This window comes from Marinomonas piezotolerans (assembly GCF_003362755.1).
In the GTDB taxonomy this organism is placed as follows: domain Bacteria; phylum Pseudomonadota; class Gammaproteobacteria; order Pseudomonadales; family Marinomonadaceae; genus Marinomonas; species Marinomonas piezotolerans.
In genome coordinates this window covers 187,319-202,080 of sequence record NZ_QKRA01000003.1, presented here as the reverse complement: position 1 = coordinate 202,080, position 14,762 = coordinate 187,319, and the positions used below count along the sequence as shown (strand labels likewise).

Annotated in this window: 15 protein-coding genes; 6 read left to right on the top strand and 9 right to left on the bottom strand. The window is 45.2% G+C overall.

The window, feature by feature from the left end; all coding sequences use genetic code 11:
* The first annotated feature begins 3 nt into the window (after positions 1 to 3).
* The gene (gene rpoD / locus DN730_RS08455; RefSeq protein ID WP_115467684.1) at positions 4 to 1,848 is read left to right on the top strand and encodes an RNA polymerase sigma factor RpoD; all 1,845 of its coding nucleotides are present in this window, start codon (positions 4 to 6) and stop codon (positions 1,846 to 1,848) included.
* Between the two features lie 322 nt (positions 1,849 to 2,170).
* Positions 2,171 to 3,565, top strand: coding sequence for a PhoH family protein (locus tag DN730_RS08450; protein ID WP_115467683.1), 1,395 nt, complete (start codon positions 2,171 to 2,173; stop codon positions 3,563 to 3,565).
* Between the two features lie 54 nt (positions 3,566 to 3,619).
* On the opposite strand, the gene DN730_RS08445 is transcribed toward DN730_RS08450, so the two are convergent.
* On the bottom strand, positions 3,620 to 4,150 hold the full coding sequence (locus DN730_RS08445; RefSeq protein WP_115467682.1) for an NADPH-dependent FMN reductase: 531 nt from the start codon (positions 4,148 to 4,150) through the stop codon (positions 3,620 to 3,622).
* Positions 4,151 to 4,359: 209 nt separating this feature from the next.
* Between DN730_RS08445 and DN730_RS08440 the strand changes: the two genes are divergently transcribed.
* Positions 4,360 to 4,731, top strand: a complete 372-nt coding sequence (locus DN730_RS08440) for a glutathione S-transferase N-terminal domain-containing protein (protein WP_115467681.1) — start codon at positions 4,360 to 4,362, stop codon at positions 4,729 to 4,731.
* 28 nt (positions 4,732 to 4,759) lie between these two features.
* Here the strand turns inward: DN730_RS08440 and DN730_RS08435 are convergent, their stop codons facing one another.
* The 5 genes from DN730_RS08435 to DN730_RS08415 all read right to left on the bottom strand — a co-directional run bounded on the left by DN730_RS08435 (position 4,760) and on the right by DN730_RS08415 (position 10,137).
* Entirely contained in the window at positions 4,760 to 5,704 is a 945-nt protein-coding gene (locus DN730_RS08435) for a D-2-hydroxyacid dehydrogenase family protein (protein ID WP_115467680.1), read from the bottom strand.
* A 146-nt stretch (positions 5,705 to 5,850) separates the two neighbouring features.
* Positions 5,851 to 6,471, bottom strand: coding sequence for a bifunctional 4-hydroxy-2-oxoglutarate aldolase/2-dehydro-3-deoxy-phosphogluconate aldolase (locus DN730_RS08430; protein ID WP_115467679.1), 621 nt, complete (start codon positions 6,469 to 6,471; stop codon positions 5,851 to 5,853).
* A gap of 22 nt (positions 6,472 to 6,493) precedes the next feature.
* Entirely contained in the window at positions 6,494 to 7,969 is a 1,476-nt protein-coding gene (gene zwf / locus DN730_RS08425; RefSeq protein WP_115467678.1) for a glucose-6-phosphate dehydrogenase, read from the bottom strand.
* A 22-nt stretch (positions 7,970 to 7,991) separates the two neighbouring features.
* A complete protein-coding gene (gene glk / locus DN730_RS08420; RefSeq protein WP_115467677.1) occupies positions 7,992 to 8,966 on the bottom strand; it encodes a glucokinase in 975 nt (324 codons plus the stop codon).
* Between the two features lie 106 nt (positions 8,967 to 9,072).
* Positions 9,073 to 10,137: a sensor domain-containing diguanylate cyclase gene (locus tag DN730_RS08415; RefSeq protein WP_115467676.1), complete on the bottom strand. Its 1,065-nt coding sequence runs from the start codon at positions 10,135 to 10,137 to the stop codon at positions 9,073 to 9,075.
* Positions 10,138 to 10,344: 207 nt separating this feature from the next.
* Here DN730_RS08415 and DN730_RS08410 point away from each other — a divergent pair, with 207 nt between their 5' ends.
* Positions 10,345 to 10,668 carry a hypothetical protein gene (locus DN730_RS08410; protein ID WP_115467675.1) on the top strand — a complete coding sequence of 108 codons (324 nt, stop codon included), beginning with the start codon at positions 10,345 to 10,347 and terminating at the stop codon, positions 10,666 to 10,668.
* Here the strand turns inward: DN730_RS08410 and DN730_RS08405 are convergent.
* Positions 10,665 to 11,690 carry a DUF3080 family protein gene (locus tag DN730_RS08405; RefSeq protein ID WP_115467674.1) on the bottom strand — a complete coding sequence of 342 codons (1,026 nt, stop codon included), beginning with the start codon at positions 11,688 to 11,690 and terminating at the stop codon, positions 10,665 to 10,667. The two genes, DN730_RS08410 and DN730_RS08405, sit on opposite strands and share 4 nt — an antisense overlap.
* On the opposite strand from DN730_RS08405, the gene DN730_RS08400 reads away from it, so the two are divergent.
* On the top strand, positions 11,689 to 12,093 hold the full coding sequence (locus DN730_RS08400) for an acyl-CoA thioesterase (RefSeq protein ID WP_245957928.1): 405 nt from the start codon (positions 11,689 to 11,691) through the stop codon (positions 12,091 to 12,093). The genes DN730_RS08405 and DN730_RS08400 overlap by 2 nt on opposite strands.
* 86 nt (positions 12,094 to 12,179) lie before the next feature.
* On the opposite strand, the gene DN730_RS08395 is transcribed toward DN730_RS08400, so the two are convergent.
* Both DN730_RS08395 and DN730_RS08390 read right to left on the bottom strand, forming a co-directional pair.
* The gene (locus tag DN730_RS08395; protein ID WP_115467673.1) at positions 12,180 to 12,770 is read right to left on the bottom strand and encodes an LPP20 family lipoprotein; all 591 of its coding nucleotides are present in this window, start codon (positions 12,768 to 12,770) and stop codon (positions 12,180 to 12,182) included.
* Positions 12,771 to 12,871: 101 nt separating this feature from the next.
* A complete protein-coding gene (locus DN730_RS08390) occupies positions 12,872 to 14,335 on the bottom strand; it encodes an FAD-dependent monooxygenase (RefSeq protein WP_115467672.1) in 1,464 nt (487 codons plus the stop codon).
* A gap of 158 nt (positions 14,336 to 14,493) precedes the next feature.
* Here DN730_RS08390 and DN730_RS08385 point away from each other — a divergent pair, with 158 nt between their 5' ends.
* Positions 14,494 to 14,742, top strand: a complete 249-nt coding sequence (locus DN730_RS08385) for a DUF2164 domain-containing protein (protein ID WP_115467671.1) — start codon at positions 14,494 to 14,496, stop codon at positions 14,740 to 14,742.
* Positions 14,743 to 14,762: the final 20 nt, after the last annotated feature.

The window sequence follows — 14,762 nt, the reverse complement described above, 5'->3', positions numbered from 1 at the left end:
CGAATGCCAGACACTCAACAGTCACGTCTTAAAGAGCTGATCGCCAAAGGTAAAGAACAAGGTTACTTAACTTATTCGGAAGTTAATGACCATCTGCCTGATGACCTTTCTGATCCAGAACAGGTAGAAGAAATCATTGCCATGATTAATGACATGGGCATCGTGGTTTCTGAATATGCTCCTGATAAAGAAAACCTTCTTATGGAAGAAGGTGACTCTACAGATGATGACGCAGCAGAAGAAGCTGCAGCAGCCCTAGCGGCTGTAGAAGGTGACGTTACACGCACCACAGACCCGGTACGCATGTACATGCGTGAAATGGGTACAGTAGAACTGCTAACACGTGCCGGCGAGATCGCTATTGCAAAGCGTATTGAAGAAGGTACACGTGAAGTCATGGCAGCGTTGTCATACTACCCTGGTGCCGTTGATCTTCTTATCAACACTTATGATCGCGTTATTGAAGAAGAAGGTCGCTTAAGCGATATATTCAGTGGCTTTATCGATGGTGATGGCGAAGAACCTTACTTCGAAGAGCTGGAAGATAATACGCCTGACGTTGCTGATACAGATGACAGCACTGATGACGATAGCGACGATGATAGCGACGATTCTGAAGAAGAAACAGAAAGCGGCCCAGACCCAGAAGAAACAGCACTGCGCTTTAACGAAATCCGTCGCCTATATGCCGAAGTACTATCACTAACTGAAGCGCATGGTCGTCACTCTTCTGAAGTATCTGCCAAGCAAGAAGAACTAAGTGTGATGTTTGCACCGATTAAACTTGCGCCAAAACTGTTTGAAGAATTGGTGGATCGTGTTCGTTCACGCATGGATAAACTTCGTGAGCAAGAACGTTTGATCATGCAATTGTGTGTTCGTAAAGCAGGCATGCCTCGTACAGAGTTTTTAAAACGTTTCCCAAACAATGAGACCAACACTGAGTGGCTACAAGAACGCATTGATGCGGGTACGAATTACTCAGCAGGCTTAGAAGAGCACCAAGCGGAATTCAATCGCTGCCAACGTAAACTTCGTGGTATCGCAAAAGACACAGGGTTAAGTATCCCTGAGTTGAAAGAAATCAATCGCCGAATTTCCATAGGTGAAACGCGTGCTCGTCGTGCGAAAAAAGAGATGGTTGAAGCCAACTTACGTCTGGTTATTTCGATCGCTAAGAAATACACCAACCGTGGCTTACAGTTTTTGGACCTGATCCAAGAAGGTAATATAGGTTTGATGAAAGCCGTTGATAAATTTGAGTATCGTCGCGGTTACAAATTTTCGACCTACGCAACATGGTGGATTCGTCAGGCAATCACCCGCTCTATTGCAGACCAAGCTCGTACGATCCGTATTCCGGTGCATATGATTGAGACAATCAACAAGCTGAACCGTATCTCTCGTCAAATGCTGCAAGAGATGGGACGTGAGGCGACACCGGAAGAGCTGGCCGTGCGCATGGACATGCCAGAAGATAAAATTCGTAAAGTACTAAAGATTGCGAAAGAACCTATTTCAATGGAAACCCCAATAGGTGACGACGAAGACTCGCATCTAGGTGATTTCATTGAAGACGATGGTGCTGAGTCCCCTATTGACACAGCAACGATCGAAGGCCTAAAAGAATCAACCACGACCGTATTGTCTGGCCTTACAGCACGTGAAGCGAAAGTACTACGTATGCGATTTGGTATTGATATGAATACTGACCATACGCTTGAAGAAGTTGGTAAACAGTTTGATGTAACACGTGAGCGTATTCGTCAAATTGAAGCCAAAGCGCTTCGCAAGCTTCGTCACCCAAGTCGTTCTGAACACTTACGTAGCTTCTTAGACGATCAGTAATCGTCACGACATCCATTCAAAAAACCACTCATATTTCTGAGTGGTTTTTTTTGTTCTCATTGTTAGTCATTTTGTCATACACTCTAAGTAAGCTCATAACTCAAAGAGAGCAGCTTGTCGTATATGGTAGTAGAAGCAGTCATTGACAGAATACCATCGTCCCCCTTCAGAGAGGCCTTCCTCTCACACCCTTCCTTGGCCCCATTACATCTAACTAGCACTAATTGGCTCGACTTAGTCATACCCGACTCTGTGCCTTTACACATACCTACGTCAGCTTATCTAACGGATTTATTATCTCTATGTAGAGGAGAGAAGTACTATGGAAAAAATCTATGTTCTAGATACCAATGTGTTACTTCACGATCCAATGGCTATCTACGCCTTCGCCGAGCACAAGGTCATTATTCCGATGACTGTGCTGGAAGAGCTGGATGAAATTAAAGATCGCAGAGATAAAGATGTTAGCCGCGAAGCAAGGCTAGCCATCAATATCATCGATAAAATGGTGGGGGATGCAACACCAAAAGAACTCCAATCTGGGGTCCCCATCCATGCAGCCGAGCATGAGCAAATCAGCAAAGCCAGAGGTACCCTCGCCGTTTTTCCTGACCAGCAAATCACCCAACTCGACAACGTGCCATTTCTAAATGGCAATCACAACCATGCGAATGATAACCGCATCATTAATGTAGCACTCAGCTTACAAGCTACGACTCCTAGAGCGGCGGTCTGTCTTGTCACCAAAGACATAAACATGCGAATAAAGGCCAAAGGCTCCGGCTTAGAGCGTGTTGAGGATTATCGAAAAGACAAGGTACTGGATGATGTAGACCTGCTTAACAAAGGTTATGTCCATATAGATGGAACAATTTGGAGTGGCATATCATCCGTCAACACGGAAACACACGGCGCTCATACAGTACACAAAATCAGCAAAAATGAGCTGCCTACTTTGTTCCTAAATATGTTTGTCATTGACGATGAGGAGTTCACTGGCTTTGTCGTCAATATCGACAATGAGTTTATTTATCTCTTGGATATCAATCGCCAAAGTCTCATGCATCAATCATTTTGGGGCATCCAACCACGTAACTTAGAGCAGGCAATGGCATTTTATTTACTACGCCATGAAAACAGCGACATGATGATCATGACGGGCCCTGCTGGATCGGGTAAAACATTGCTTGCATTAGCGTATGCCCTGCACGTCACCATGGAAGAAAAACGCTTCAACAAAATCATTGTAGCGCGCTCAACCCCCCCCCTTGCTGAAGACATAGGCTTTTTGCCTGGTACCGAAGAGGAGAAAATGGCACCTTGGCTAGCAGCGTTTGACGATAACCTAGAGATCCTTCATGGCAGTGACGAGCACGCAGTTAGCTCAATTGATTACGTCAAACAAAAAGCCAACATTCAATTTAAATCACTTAATTTCATGCGTGGCCGCTCATTCAATAACGCGCTAATTATTGTCGATGAAGCGCAAGGACTTACACAGTTTCAGCTTAAATCGATCGTGACACGTATCGGAGTGAATTCGAAAATTATTGTTTTGGGCAATCTCGCACAGATTGATAACAAATACATCACCCCCCTTACATCAGGCCTCACCTATCTTGTTGAGCGCTGTAAAGACTTTAAGTACACCAGCATCATGCATGTCAATGGGATTGAACGAAGCCGTCTTGCAGAGTTTGCAGAGGAAAATTTATAACTCCTAAAACAATCAGGGAGCTTAAAGCTCCCTGATTTTTGATTTATTATGTTGCTATAGGTTGGCGAGAACCTGATCTAAGTCTTTCGATAACTCAGGGCTCGATAACTGGCCTTTATCGCTATCAAAGTTATCGCCAAATGATGGCACCGACAAACTCCCTTTAAGGTCCATCCCAAAAGCTTCAGCGGAGTTTATTGCGCTTTCAAGCACTCTTTGTGCGCCACGCGCTCCTGGCGATGTTGCCAGCACTATACTCGGCTTATTTTGATATACCTTCATATCAATGCGCGACGCCCAATCAAATAAGTTCTTGTAGGCCGCCGTGTAAGAGCCATTATGCTCAGCGAAAGACACCAACACTACATCTGCCGCACCAATTTTGTCGAAAAACGCCTGAGCCAACTCATGGATGCCATTTTCTGTTTGTCGGTCAATACTATATAGCGGCATGTCATAGTCATTCAGATCCAGAATTTCTACTTCTCCCTGCGTTCTATCTGCTAATAACTGCGCTGCGTGGGTCACCAGTTGCTTATTAATAGAGGCTTTAGAGTTACTCGCTGCAAAGGCTAAAATCTTCATTGTGTGTCCTTCCTGTAATGAGTTGAATACATTCAAGCTACTTATCTAAGAGAGAAAAGCAACTCTCCCCTTTGATCATGCTGTACATATTCTAATTTGCAGACCCTTTCTTTTGTTGTAGAACAAAAATTGTGGAACAGAGAAGACAACGGTAGAATGCCGAGCACACTCAAAAACCGTCTGTAGTTTTCAAACCAGCGAGCAATTCCATGAAATTTATTATTAAACTGATCCGCAACCTATTAGGTGGCCTTATCGCATTAGCTGATTTACTCACCAGAGGATCAAAATTGAAACGAACACCAGAGCAGCAGCAAGCGATCAATACCGCCGCTCAAGGACTTTCACTCTATCAATTTTTTGCCTGCCCTTTTTGCATAAAAACTCGCCGTGCAATTTACAAATTGAACGTGCCTATCGAAATGCGCAACGCTTCAGAAGGCTCCCCCCATAGACAAGAGCTAAAAGACGGTGGCGGTAAGGTAAAAGTCCCTTGCCTTCGGATTGAACAGGATGGCCAAGTCCAGTGGATGTATGAGTCCTCTGAAATTATTCGCTATCTTGAACAGCGTTTTTCTTAAAGGACTAAAGGTTAGTGAGCAGGGTACTCTATTTAGCTCCCTGCTCAAACGACAGAATATTTTCAAACGCAGTTCTGAAATACAGATCATAACTATTTTTTTCTACGTAACCCAAGTGTGGTGTTGCCGTCACATTGGGTAACGCTAACAATGGCTCACTCTCTAGCGTTACAGGCTCATTCACGAAAACATCTATCGCAGCTCGCTTACTCTGCACTCGGTCTAGCTCACGATACAGCGCATCAGGCTCTACGAGCTCCGCTCGACTGGTATTTACAAATAATGAGTCATGTTTCATGAGCGCTAAATCTTCAGCCTTCACACATCCCTTTGTGGCCTCATGTAAGCGTAAGTGCAGCGATAATACATCCGATTCGGAAAAAAAGTCCGCTTTAGTCTCTGCCGCCATAAAACCATGCTTTATTGCTAACGCTCGTGATGTTTCGCTTCCCCATACCAATACAGACATTTCAAACGCCTGGGCATATTGAGCGATGCGCTGCCCGATTTTGCCATACCCCCAAATACCTAGAGTTAAGCCACGTAACGTTCGACCTAACCCCAACACCCCAGAATCCTGCCAGCGATTTTGGGTTAGATTCGATGTATAGGTGGGGAGATGACGACTAGCCGCCATAATGAGTGCCCAACATAACTCAGACGGTGCTATCGGAGAGCCTTTCCCTTCCAATACCGAAACCCCATAGCGCTCACACATGGCTGGATCAATATGATGGCTCACTTTTCCCGTTTGACTAATGACGCGTAGGTTTGGCAGTTTAGCGAGTAAGGAATCGGTAATTACAGTACGCTCACGAATTAGAATTAACGCCTCAACCTCGCTTAATTGCTCTACAAGTTGCACTTCAGTTAGCGTCTTAGTCAGTATCATCACGTCATGAGCGTCGAGCAGCTTAAAACATGGCAAGCTCTTCACCACATCTTGATAATCATCCAAAATAGCGATTTTCATGGGAGACCTCTCCGTTTTGGTCTATCTGGGTTATGGCATTATTTGTATCATAAATCAGAGCTAAGCACGCTAGTACTATTTAGCAACAAAAACGCCCCACCGACATCGCCGGTGAGGCGTTTCAAGTGACTCTATTGGGCCAATCTTTATTGAACAGACTTTGCAAGCTCAGTAATCTCGTCCCACTTACCCTCTCGCACAAGATCAGTCGGCACAATCCAAGACCCCCCAACGCATAAGACGTTGTCCAGCGCTAAGTAGTCTTTGAAATTATTTGCGCCAATACCACCTGTCGGGCAAAAGCGAATCTGGGGCAGTGGCCCACCAAATGCTTTTAAAGCCTTGATACCGCCATTCACTTCCGCTGGGAAAAATTTAAAGTGATCATAGCCGTATTCCATACCTAACAAAATGTCCGAAATAGTCGCTACTGCTGGCAGGTAAGGAACATCATATTCTTTACCTACCGCTAGCAAATCGGGAGTCGCACCTGGGCTGATGATAAATTCTGCGCCCGCTTCAATCGCTTGAATATACTGTTCACGACTGCATACTGTTCCGGCACCAACAATGGCGTCAGGCACTTCTTTACGCAGCGCAGAAATAGCTTCTAGTGCAGCCTCTGTGCGCATAGTCACTTCCAATACTGGTACGCCACCTGCCACCAATGCCTTGCCTAAGTTAACAGCTTGTTCTGCACTATCAACTACAATCACAGGCACCACTGGGGTTGCCGTCATGACTTGAGCGGCTGTATATGTTGTCATGGTTCTGTATCCTTAAAAATTGTTAGTAATCATGCCAATTACGGCCATCTTTTATCGGCAATGCCATTGAAGCAGCAGGTCCCCACGAACCAGACGCATACTCTTTTGGACGCTCACTGGTTTGACTCCACGCCCCCATGATTCCATCGACCCATTTCCAAGCGGCCTCAACTTCGTCATAGCGCATAAATAACGTCGCATCATTGCGCATCACATCTAGCAATAAACGCTCGTAGGCTTCAGGGCTACGCTTGTTATTAAATGCTTCACTCAGACTTAAGTTCAAATCAACTGGTTGTAGATTCATCCCTTCACCGGCACCTGGCACTTTGTTCATCACAGTTAAGGAGATTTTTTCTTCCGGCTGAAGACGAATAATGAGCTGATTGCGCTGAAGCTGACGATTGCTCTCATCATTAAATATGCTGTGCGGTATCGATTTGTATTGAATGACGATCTCTGAGTAACGTTGCCCGAGTCGTTTTCCAGTTCTTAGGTAAAACGGTACGCCAGCCCAACGCCAGTTATCAATGTCAGCTCGCAGAGCAACAAATGTTTCTGTTCGAGATTCAGGGTTACTACCTTCCTCATCAAAGTAACCTTTTACTTCCTTGCCATTAATCATGCCTTTTGCATACTGGCCACGAACTGTTTTCGTGTAAGCGTTCGCTCCTTCTATTGGACGCAGCGCTTTCAATACTTTGATTTTTTCATCACGTACCGAGTCAGCATCATTACGCCCCGGCGGCTCCATCGCAACCAAACACAATAGCTGAACCAAATGGTTTTGCACCATATCCCGAAGTGCACCGGCTTTATCATAGTAGCCCCAACGGCCTTCAACTCCGACCGTCTCAGATACTGTAATCTGAACGTTATCAATATGGGCACTATCCCATAATGGTTCGAACAACGTATTACCAAAACGGATCGCTAGTAGGTTTTGAACCGTTTCTTTACCGAGGTAATGGTCAATTCGGAAAATCTGTTTCTCGCCGAAGTTTTGTGTTACTTCATCATTAATCGCACGTGACGACATCAAGTCACGTCCAAGTGGCTTTTCTAGCACAACGCGCATACGCTCTTGGTTCAAGCCATGGTTCGCTAAAGATGAGCAGATTGACCCAAATAAATCTGGCGACGTTGCAAGATAAAATACAACATCCCGATCATCACTTCCGACCTCATGCTCATTAAACCGAGCAAAGTCAGATTCCTGTTGAGCATCAACCGAGACATAACTTAAACGATCTTTGAAACGAGGCCATGTCTTTTCATCACCAACGCTTGTGGGTACAAACTCATTTAACGCTTCACGAACCTTCTCTTGATAATCTTTAGCGCTCATATCGCGACGGGAAGCGCCGATAATCCGCGTATCTTTTGCCAAGAGACCATCCATGTCCAAGTGATAGAGAGCCGGTAAAAGTTTGCGCATGGCCAAGTCGCCACCGCCACCAAAAATCACCACATCACAGGCTTTCAAACTGACCTTCATTGCTTTCTCTCCAATTCTCTAATTAGGCTTGATTCACGAGATAAGATGCGTAGTTTGCACACCCCATCAGCCCAGGATATTCAGACATGACCACGAACGTTGGGATAGGTGTCACAAACGCTTTCATACGTCCTTTGTCTTGCATTGCATCTCTGAACGCACTGCGCTTAATATAGTTTAAGTAGCGCGGCACAATCCCGCCGGCAATGTACACACCACCACGACTCTCAACAGACAACACCAAATCACCCGTTACTCGACCAAGAAAAGTAAAAAACTGTTCCAACGTTGCTAGTGCCAACCGATCGTCACCGCGCTCGGCCGCCAAACCAATTTCAGGCGCACTTAAACGTTTTTCTAGGCCATTTTTGTTCGCTAGAGCTTCATATATATTTTCAATGCCCATACCAGACAGTACACGCTCTGCTGACACTCGCTTATGCCGAGCTCGCAGAAAGCGTAGAATGTGATCTTCTTGCTCATTACAGGTAGCAAGATCTACATGACCACCCTCCCCAGGAAGAACAATATTAGCGCCATTTTCTTGAGGTACGACGCACGCTACGCCCAGCCCGGTACCAGCCCCCAACACCCATGCAGCAGCACTAGGATCAACATCGCTGTGCTCACCAATAACTTCAAGCTCCTCTTTTGGGATCACTTCTAAACTGTGCCCAATCGCATCAAAGTCATTCAACAAGGCTATCTTCTTATCTAAACCGAAGTGTTCTTGGATCTGCTGACGTGTAAAGTGCCAAGGGTTGTTAGAAAAACGTATTACCTCTTGATTCACAGGCCCTGCAATGGCTAACACAATGGCATCGATCGAGTTAAAATCCACGCTACATTGTTCTACGTAAGCCGACGCGGCCTCAAAAAACGTCTCATATTCTTTGCAAGAGAAAACCCTTACTTCTTTGGGCTGATACTGATTGATCGGCACCAAGGCAAAACGAGCGTTTGTCCCGCCCAAATCCGCAATCAATGCATGAGACATAAATAACCTCTTGGATTTATCATTTTTTGAAATTTTACAACGAAATTACGCATAAAAACACCTAATTCAAAAAAATATAGGCACTATAATGTAATAAAATTACAGTTTAGCGAATTTTATTGAGAAATTTGAAGACTTTAGTAGGAACAGATCGCTTACGATTGTTTTTGTAATTGTAAAGGCGCTCGTCCGCGAGTTTTAGGAGTTGTTTATAGCTAGACGGGGAATCAGACAACACACTGGCACCACCATAACTAATTGTGATAGGCACCAAATTGCTCTTATACCGTAACGGGTTCGCTTGTAGATAATCGTGTATCGACTCAGCTATGGCTAATGCTTGCTCATAACTCTTTCCTGGAGTAACAAACACAAACTCATCACCTGCAAAACGAAATGCCAGACCTTGCTTATAAACATGCCTTAGTAGGCGTTTAGCAATATATTCTAGCACTTCATCGCCACAATTGTGTCCTAAGGTATCGTTAATCGACTTAAAAGCATCGCAATCTATGAAGACTGCGGTTAAATCTCTTTGATTCGCCTTAGAGCGTGCAAATTCACGCTCTAGCATCAACTCAAGCTGACGGCGATTGAGCAAGCCAGTCAAGGAATCTCGCGTCGCTAAATACTCAAGCTTTTCCCTTGCTGTCACATTGCTCAAGCAAATCGAAATTTTAATAGACAGCTGATCGAGCAAAAAAGTATCTTTGACATGAGGATCGTAGCGATGCGGGTCTTGATCCGCCTGGCAAAACAAGCCCACCAACTCACCATCTATCGTCAGCGGCGAAATCGCAACAGAACCAATAATGGATCGATACGAAAGTGGAATAACTTCAGAATACCGCGCGATATTATCGTTCACCAGAACCGTCTTATTACCTACCCCAATCGCATCAATCATGGCGGGCCGGCGAGTGAACAAAACTCGATCTTTCAAACCGTTTGTTTTTTCAAGCGTTTCTACTAAGTGGGCTAATGGTGCTTCATTAATTAAGTTGACCCAAACAAAAGGCACATTGAACTGTTTTTGAACTTCTTTCGTCAAAGTAGAGACAAATTGATCACAACGTCCAATCGACAAAATACAGCGTTCGATGTTAAAAAACTTCAACGCAATCTGTTCATTTTGTCTAACGTTTTCGATCAGCTCATCAATATTGTGCATTCAAGAAATCCAACAACATAACGGAATCAAACTTGAGATAGTTGCCTGACAGTATAGACTGAAAACTGCTTATTTTTCGGCATACTCAAACTTATTGAATACTCTTATTAGCGCCCCGTCTATAAAAAACTTTAATTTAATCTATCGACTCAATTAAAGATAACACCTTGATGCCGATAACCTTTATATCAATCGAGACGGTTTACTATGAGCATAAGAGAAGTATTAGAAACCCAATTAACACACGAAGTCAGGCCTGGGGCAAAAGTCTCAGGCAATGCCAACTTCGCGTTGTTTATGAGTCTCTTTACTCAGCCTGGTCCCAGTCTTCGCCAAGAAGCCGATACACGCAATCAACACCAGCCTCATGCCGTAACACGTCCTATTCAATTTTCCGGTCAAATTGGTGCCAATCCCGGTGCCAACCTTGCACTGTTGAAGGCACTAAGCCATGAACCCTTAGCCGAGGGGGCCGCTACACCTTATGATGCTGTGTCTGCAGTAGACAACTTACTGATTACTCAGGCCTAAGTTACTTCAGAATTGCATTTCGCAAACAAATTACTCCAAGCTTGCCCATGATCTCTGGATGCCTGCAAATATTGTTGCCATAGACTGTCAGAATGCTGCATTGAGAATTGGTTCGTAAACGTCCGCCAGCTAGGCTCCATTTGATCACTAACAGCAACAAGCTGAGACATTAAAGGCAACACTTGATACGCAACACGATTTATACGTGCCATGTAGGGCTGCAACTGATCGATATAGTGCGCCTCAAACTGCTTTTTAAGGAATCTAAGCGGTGCTCCACAAACAGATTCGTCACGACTAAGCTCAACGACATGCTCAGATACTGTCGTCAAATAACGACTAATATGGCCTAGGGAAAACAATAATTTGCCAAGATACTCACTTTCAAAAATCGCCTGCATGTCACGCTCAATTTGCTTGCTACTCACCTCTGGAATACTGTCCAAATGCTCCGCAATCGATGTTAGATCTTGCAGGGCAATGACTAACTGCTGGTATCGTGACGACTCTGGGGATACTGGAATATATCCCTTAGCAAGACTGAAAAATGCTTGGGTTTCATCGCCCGCCCACAAAGCATTCGAAAACGCTCGCGGTAGCTCCTTTGTTTTCACATCAGCAACATGGCTCAACGTGTCACGCAACGCTTCGTCTTCTATAGAGCATTCTCTGATCGCTCGAATCATATCCAACTCATAGACTAAACGCTGACTTGTAGGCATGACTTTGCCAAGTATACTATTGCGCTGACCGGCTAGACTGCCAACATCGCAACTTTGCAAAGATAAAAAGTCCAGCAGTCCTACGTCAAACTGGCTAAGTGCCAATTGGCGGGTCCGTAACGGCGGTAGCGGTATGAAATCAGGTGAAGCGATAGGTTCGATGTTTAACCAGTCTGATCGATTTAGATCGCTCAGGTAAGCCTCAAACAACGTTTGCGCTTGAAACCGACTATCACAACCGCTGAGTAGCACCAGCAACAAACCGACACACACAGCTTTTAAAGAGACTCTACTTGTCATGATGAATACGCTTCTTATACAAAAACGCGAAGACCTATCTGAAACCCGCGTTTCGAAAATGGTGTTCCCCAGCACTACAAACCATTATGACACCTTGTTTGGCGGAGAAGCTCTCAAATGGATGGACGAAGTCGCTTACATTGCCGCCACTCGATTTGCCCGTAGGCCTGTTGTTACGATCTCAACGGGGCAAGTGGATTTCAGCCGCCCTATACCATCCGGTATTATTGTAGAGCTGGTAGCCAGAGTTGTTCATGTCGGTAGAACATCATTAAAGGTTGAAGTCACGATATACATTGAGGAGCTGTTTAGTGATAAACGAGAAAAAGCCATCTCTGGTCACTTCAATTTCGTTGCCATCGACGAGGATAAAAAACCCACGCCTATTTTCCCTGAAGAATAAACAGCCCGCTAGATTACTCCCTTTTACCATGCAAATGAGGCCACTTAACTAAGCGGCCTCACGTTACATCAGAGCGACCATTGCAACTAATAGCGACGGTTAGCAATCTCCTCTGCCAACTCGTCAAAGCTCTTTTCTGATTGGATTTTCTGAAATAACGCCGCATTGTTATTCATAGATGTGCGCAATATACTTTCAGACATCGTCGCGGCTTGTTGTGGATCTAACCCAACCAACACAACTAACCCTCCTGTTGGGGTTGGCATTTGACGCATCACTTGAGAACCAATCAGCGTTTGTTCCGTAATCTGCTTTGTTACCACACTATTAACACGATCCACTGTCTCGGAATCTGCCGCACCCGTAGTTTCAACATACTGCTTCACCATGTTTTGCACGTCGACACTTAGCACCTGGGCCAATTCTACGCGCGCCGCCGTTGCAGCCATCTGCTTCATGTAATTATGGCCCGCTGCCGACTTCTCACTGTAGCCTATGGCCGACAATTCAATCCCTTCAACTGGCGCTCCACATACCCATTCTGGTGCTGGCTGATTGGAACCATCTGCAAATACACATTCTGCGACAGCCATATTCGTGGCGGTATCTTCTGGTGAAGAACTACACGCCACGAGTGCAAGCGCCATAAAACCAATTCCTGTTGCTTTTAAATGCATCGTTATCCCCTGAGTCGTATCTTGGTGTTGATATTAGATCAATGTGTTCAATTGCCCTTTTTTAACCCAAATACCTTTATTAAGCCAGTAAAAGGCCTGTTCTATCGTGTTTTTACTCTAGCGACTTCGAGACTACGACCTCGAGGTTCATCGACTTTTTGTAACACGATATCTGAATGCAAGAACTCAGCGGCTGCCGCTGAATCTTGCACCTTCACAGCACTGCGAGCGAGCATTTCACTCTCATACGACGTAAGTACGCTGTCACGAATACCCACTTCACGCCAACCGGACTTGGACCAACAGCCATTAGCAATATCACGTGCCAACACTAACGCATCCAATATTGCCTGATTAGCACCTTGCCCTTTAAAAGGACTCATAGGATGCGCCGCATCACCGATTAATGTCGCAGGCCCGACAGACGCTAATTGGTCAGACGTTAATAAGGCCCGATCGTATACAGGGTATCCAGACACTAGAGAGGAATCGGTTGCAGACAGTATTTGTGGAATAGGTTCATGCCAAGGAGTTCGTCGACAGGCTTCCGATTTCAAAGCACTAGGACCTTCTCTACTAAGATCCAACGCGGCCTGTTCTGACATCCTGAAGCTTAACTGCCACATCACGGAATCAGCGGTGTAAGGCATAATATAGATACGTTCATTCCCATTCGCGGTCTGAAATACGGTCGCTGAGTCCAGTAATTCGCTGGTTACGTCACCCAGTGCTTCTAATGAGCAAATACCCAGTATCACGATACACCCCAGATACCGCAAAGGTGATTGGTCTTCCCCAATCAGCTGACGACGCACCACACTACGAATTCCATCAGCGCCTACAATTAGATCTGCGGTATCGTACTTGAGTTCACCAGCGACATTGAATGTTAGCTCAACGGCTCCTTTCGGCGTTGTTGCAAACGACTCTAGTTGGTGGCCCCATTTTATTGCATCGGGTCCACCTAACTGTTGGATTAACTCTCTGCGCAATAACTGCCGAGCGATATGAACATTGGTACGCTTCGGTCCAGCTTTCGAGCCGTCATGCCCCCATTTGCGCATGCCCCATTCACCAACGATATTCCCTTCGGGTGTATGCACAATATGCCTTGTTGAAACAACACCATCCGCTAACGAAAAAATGCCAAGGCCTTCAATGGCTTTGCTGGCTTGCTGTAACGTCAAGCCATAACCCTGCGAGCGGACATCGAAGCTGGCGTCACGTTCGTACAACGAAAAAGGAATGCCGCGCTGTAAACACGCTACCGCAAGCGCCACACCACCAATACCACCGCCAATAATGGCAACATTTGGATAATCAGTGTTTACAGATGGATAACCACCCGTCGGCAACACCCCTGCGCCTTGGCATTTCCAACACGACTCTAAATGTCCTTTTGGACGTTCGGGGGCATCACCTTCGCTACCTTGATTTTCATACGAAGCAAGGTCTTTTTGATATTGCAGACGGACTTTCTTGCGTAGGCGACGACTTCGTTTACCTCGGCCTTGACACTCTGAGCATGCAGCCCAATAAGCGGTATCATTGTCTTGTTTGCTCACGATTAAAACACCTAACCTATGCGTACATTAATACTGGGGATAATAGCCGATCTATAGCATTAACAGGGGATATTCTCAGCCAGATTCGCCCCAAATACCGTATTTCAGTATTATTCCTACCTAATACTCACCTAAGATTCTTAAACAATGAGCACCCCATGAAACACATCGAATTCACGCCGCAACAGAAAGATGATTTAACACACAAAGTAAAATCGTATTTCCGAGACGAACTCGATCAAGAGATTGGTGCGTTTGACGCCGAATTTCTTATCGATTTTTTCGCTAGAGAAATTGGTCCCAATTTTTATAACCGAGGTTTAGAGGATGCTCTGATTACCCTGCAAGAAAAGATGGACGAAGCAAGTTACGTGATCCAAGAACTGGAAAAACCAGAAGGGTATTAACTAAGGCTCCCCAATAACTG

Coding starts and splice junctions, on each gene's coding strand:
- rpoD (WP_115467684.1), top strand. CDS start 4: ATGCCAGACACTCAACAGTCACGTCTTAAAGAGCTGATCGCCAAAGGT.
- DN730_RS08450 (WP_115467683.1), top strand. CDS start 2,171: ATGGAAAAAATCTATGTTCTAGATACCAATGTGTTACTTCACGATCCA.
- DN730_RS08445 (WP_115467682.1), bottom strand. CDS start 4,150: ATGAAGATTTTAGCCTTTGCAGCGAGTAACTCTAAAGCCTCTATTAAT.
- DN730_RS08440 (WP_115467681.1), top strand. CDS start 4,360: ATGAAATTTATTATTAAACTGATCCGCAACCTATTAGGTGGCCTTATC.
- DN730_RS08435 (WP_115467680.1), bottom strand. CDS start 5,704: ATGAAAATCGCTATTTTGGATGATTATCAAGATGTGGTGAAGAGCTTG.
- DN730_RS08430 (WP_115467679.1), bottom strand. CDS start 6,471: ATGACAACATATACAGCCGCTCAAGTCATGACGGCAACCCCAGTGGTG.
- zwf (WP_115467678.1), bottom strand. CDS start 7,969: ATGAAGGTCAGTTTGAAAGCCTGTGATGTGGTGATTTTTGGTGGCGGT.
- glk (WP_115467677.1), bottom strand. CDS start 8,966: ATGTCTCATGCATTGATTGCGGATTTGGGCGGGACAAACGCTCGTTTT.
- DN730_RS08415 (WP_115467676.1), bottom strand. CDS start 10,137: ATGCACAATATTGATGAGCTGATCGAAAACGTTAGACAAAATGAACAG.
- DN730_RS08410 (WP_115467675.1), top strand. CDS start 10,345: ATGAGCATAAGAGAAGTATTAGAAACCCAATTAACACACGAAGTCAGG.
- DN730_RS08400 (WP_245957928.1), top strand. CDS start 11,689: ATGATGAATACGCTTCTTATACAAAAACGCGAAGACCTATCTGAAACC.
- DN730_RS08405 (WP_115467674.1), bottom strand. CDS start 11,690: ATGACAAGTAGAGTCTCTTTAAAAGCTGTGTGTGTCGGTTTGTTGCTG.
- DN730_RS08395 (WP_115467673.1), bottom strand. CDS start 12,770: ATGCATTTAAAAGCAACAGGAATTGGTTTTATGGCGCTTGCACTCGTG.
- DN730_RS08385 (WP_115467671.1), top strand. CDS start 14,494: ATGAAACACATCGAATTCACGCCGCAACAGAAAGATGATTTAACACAC.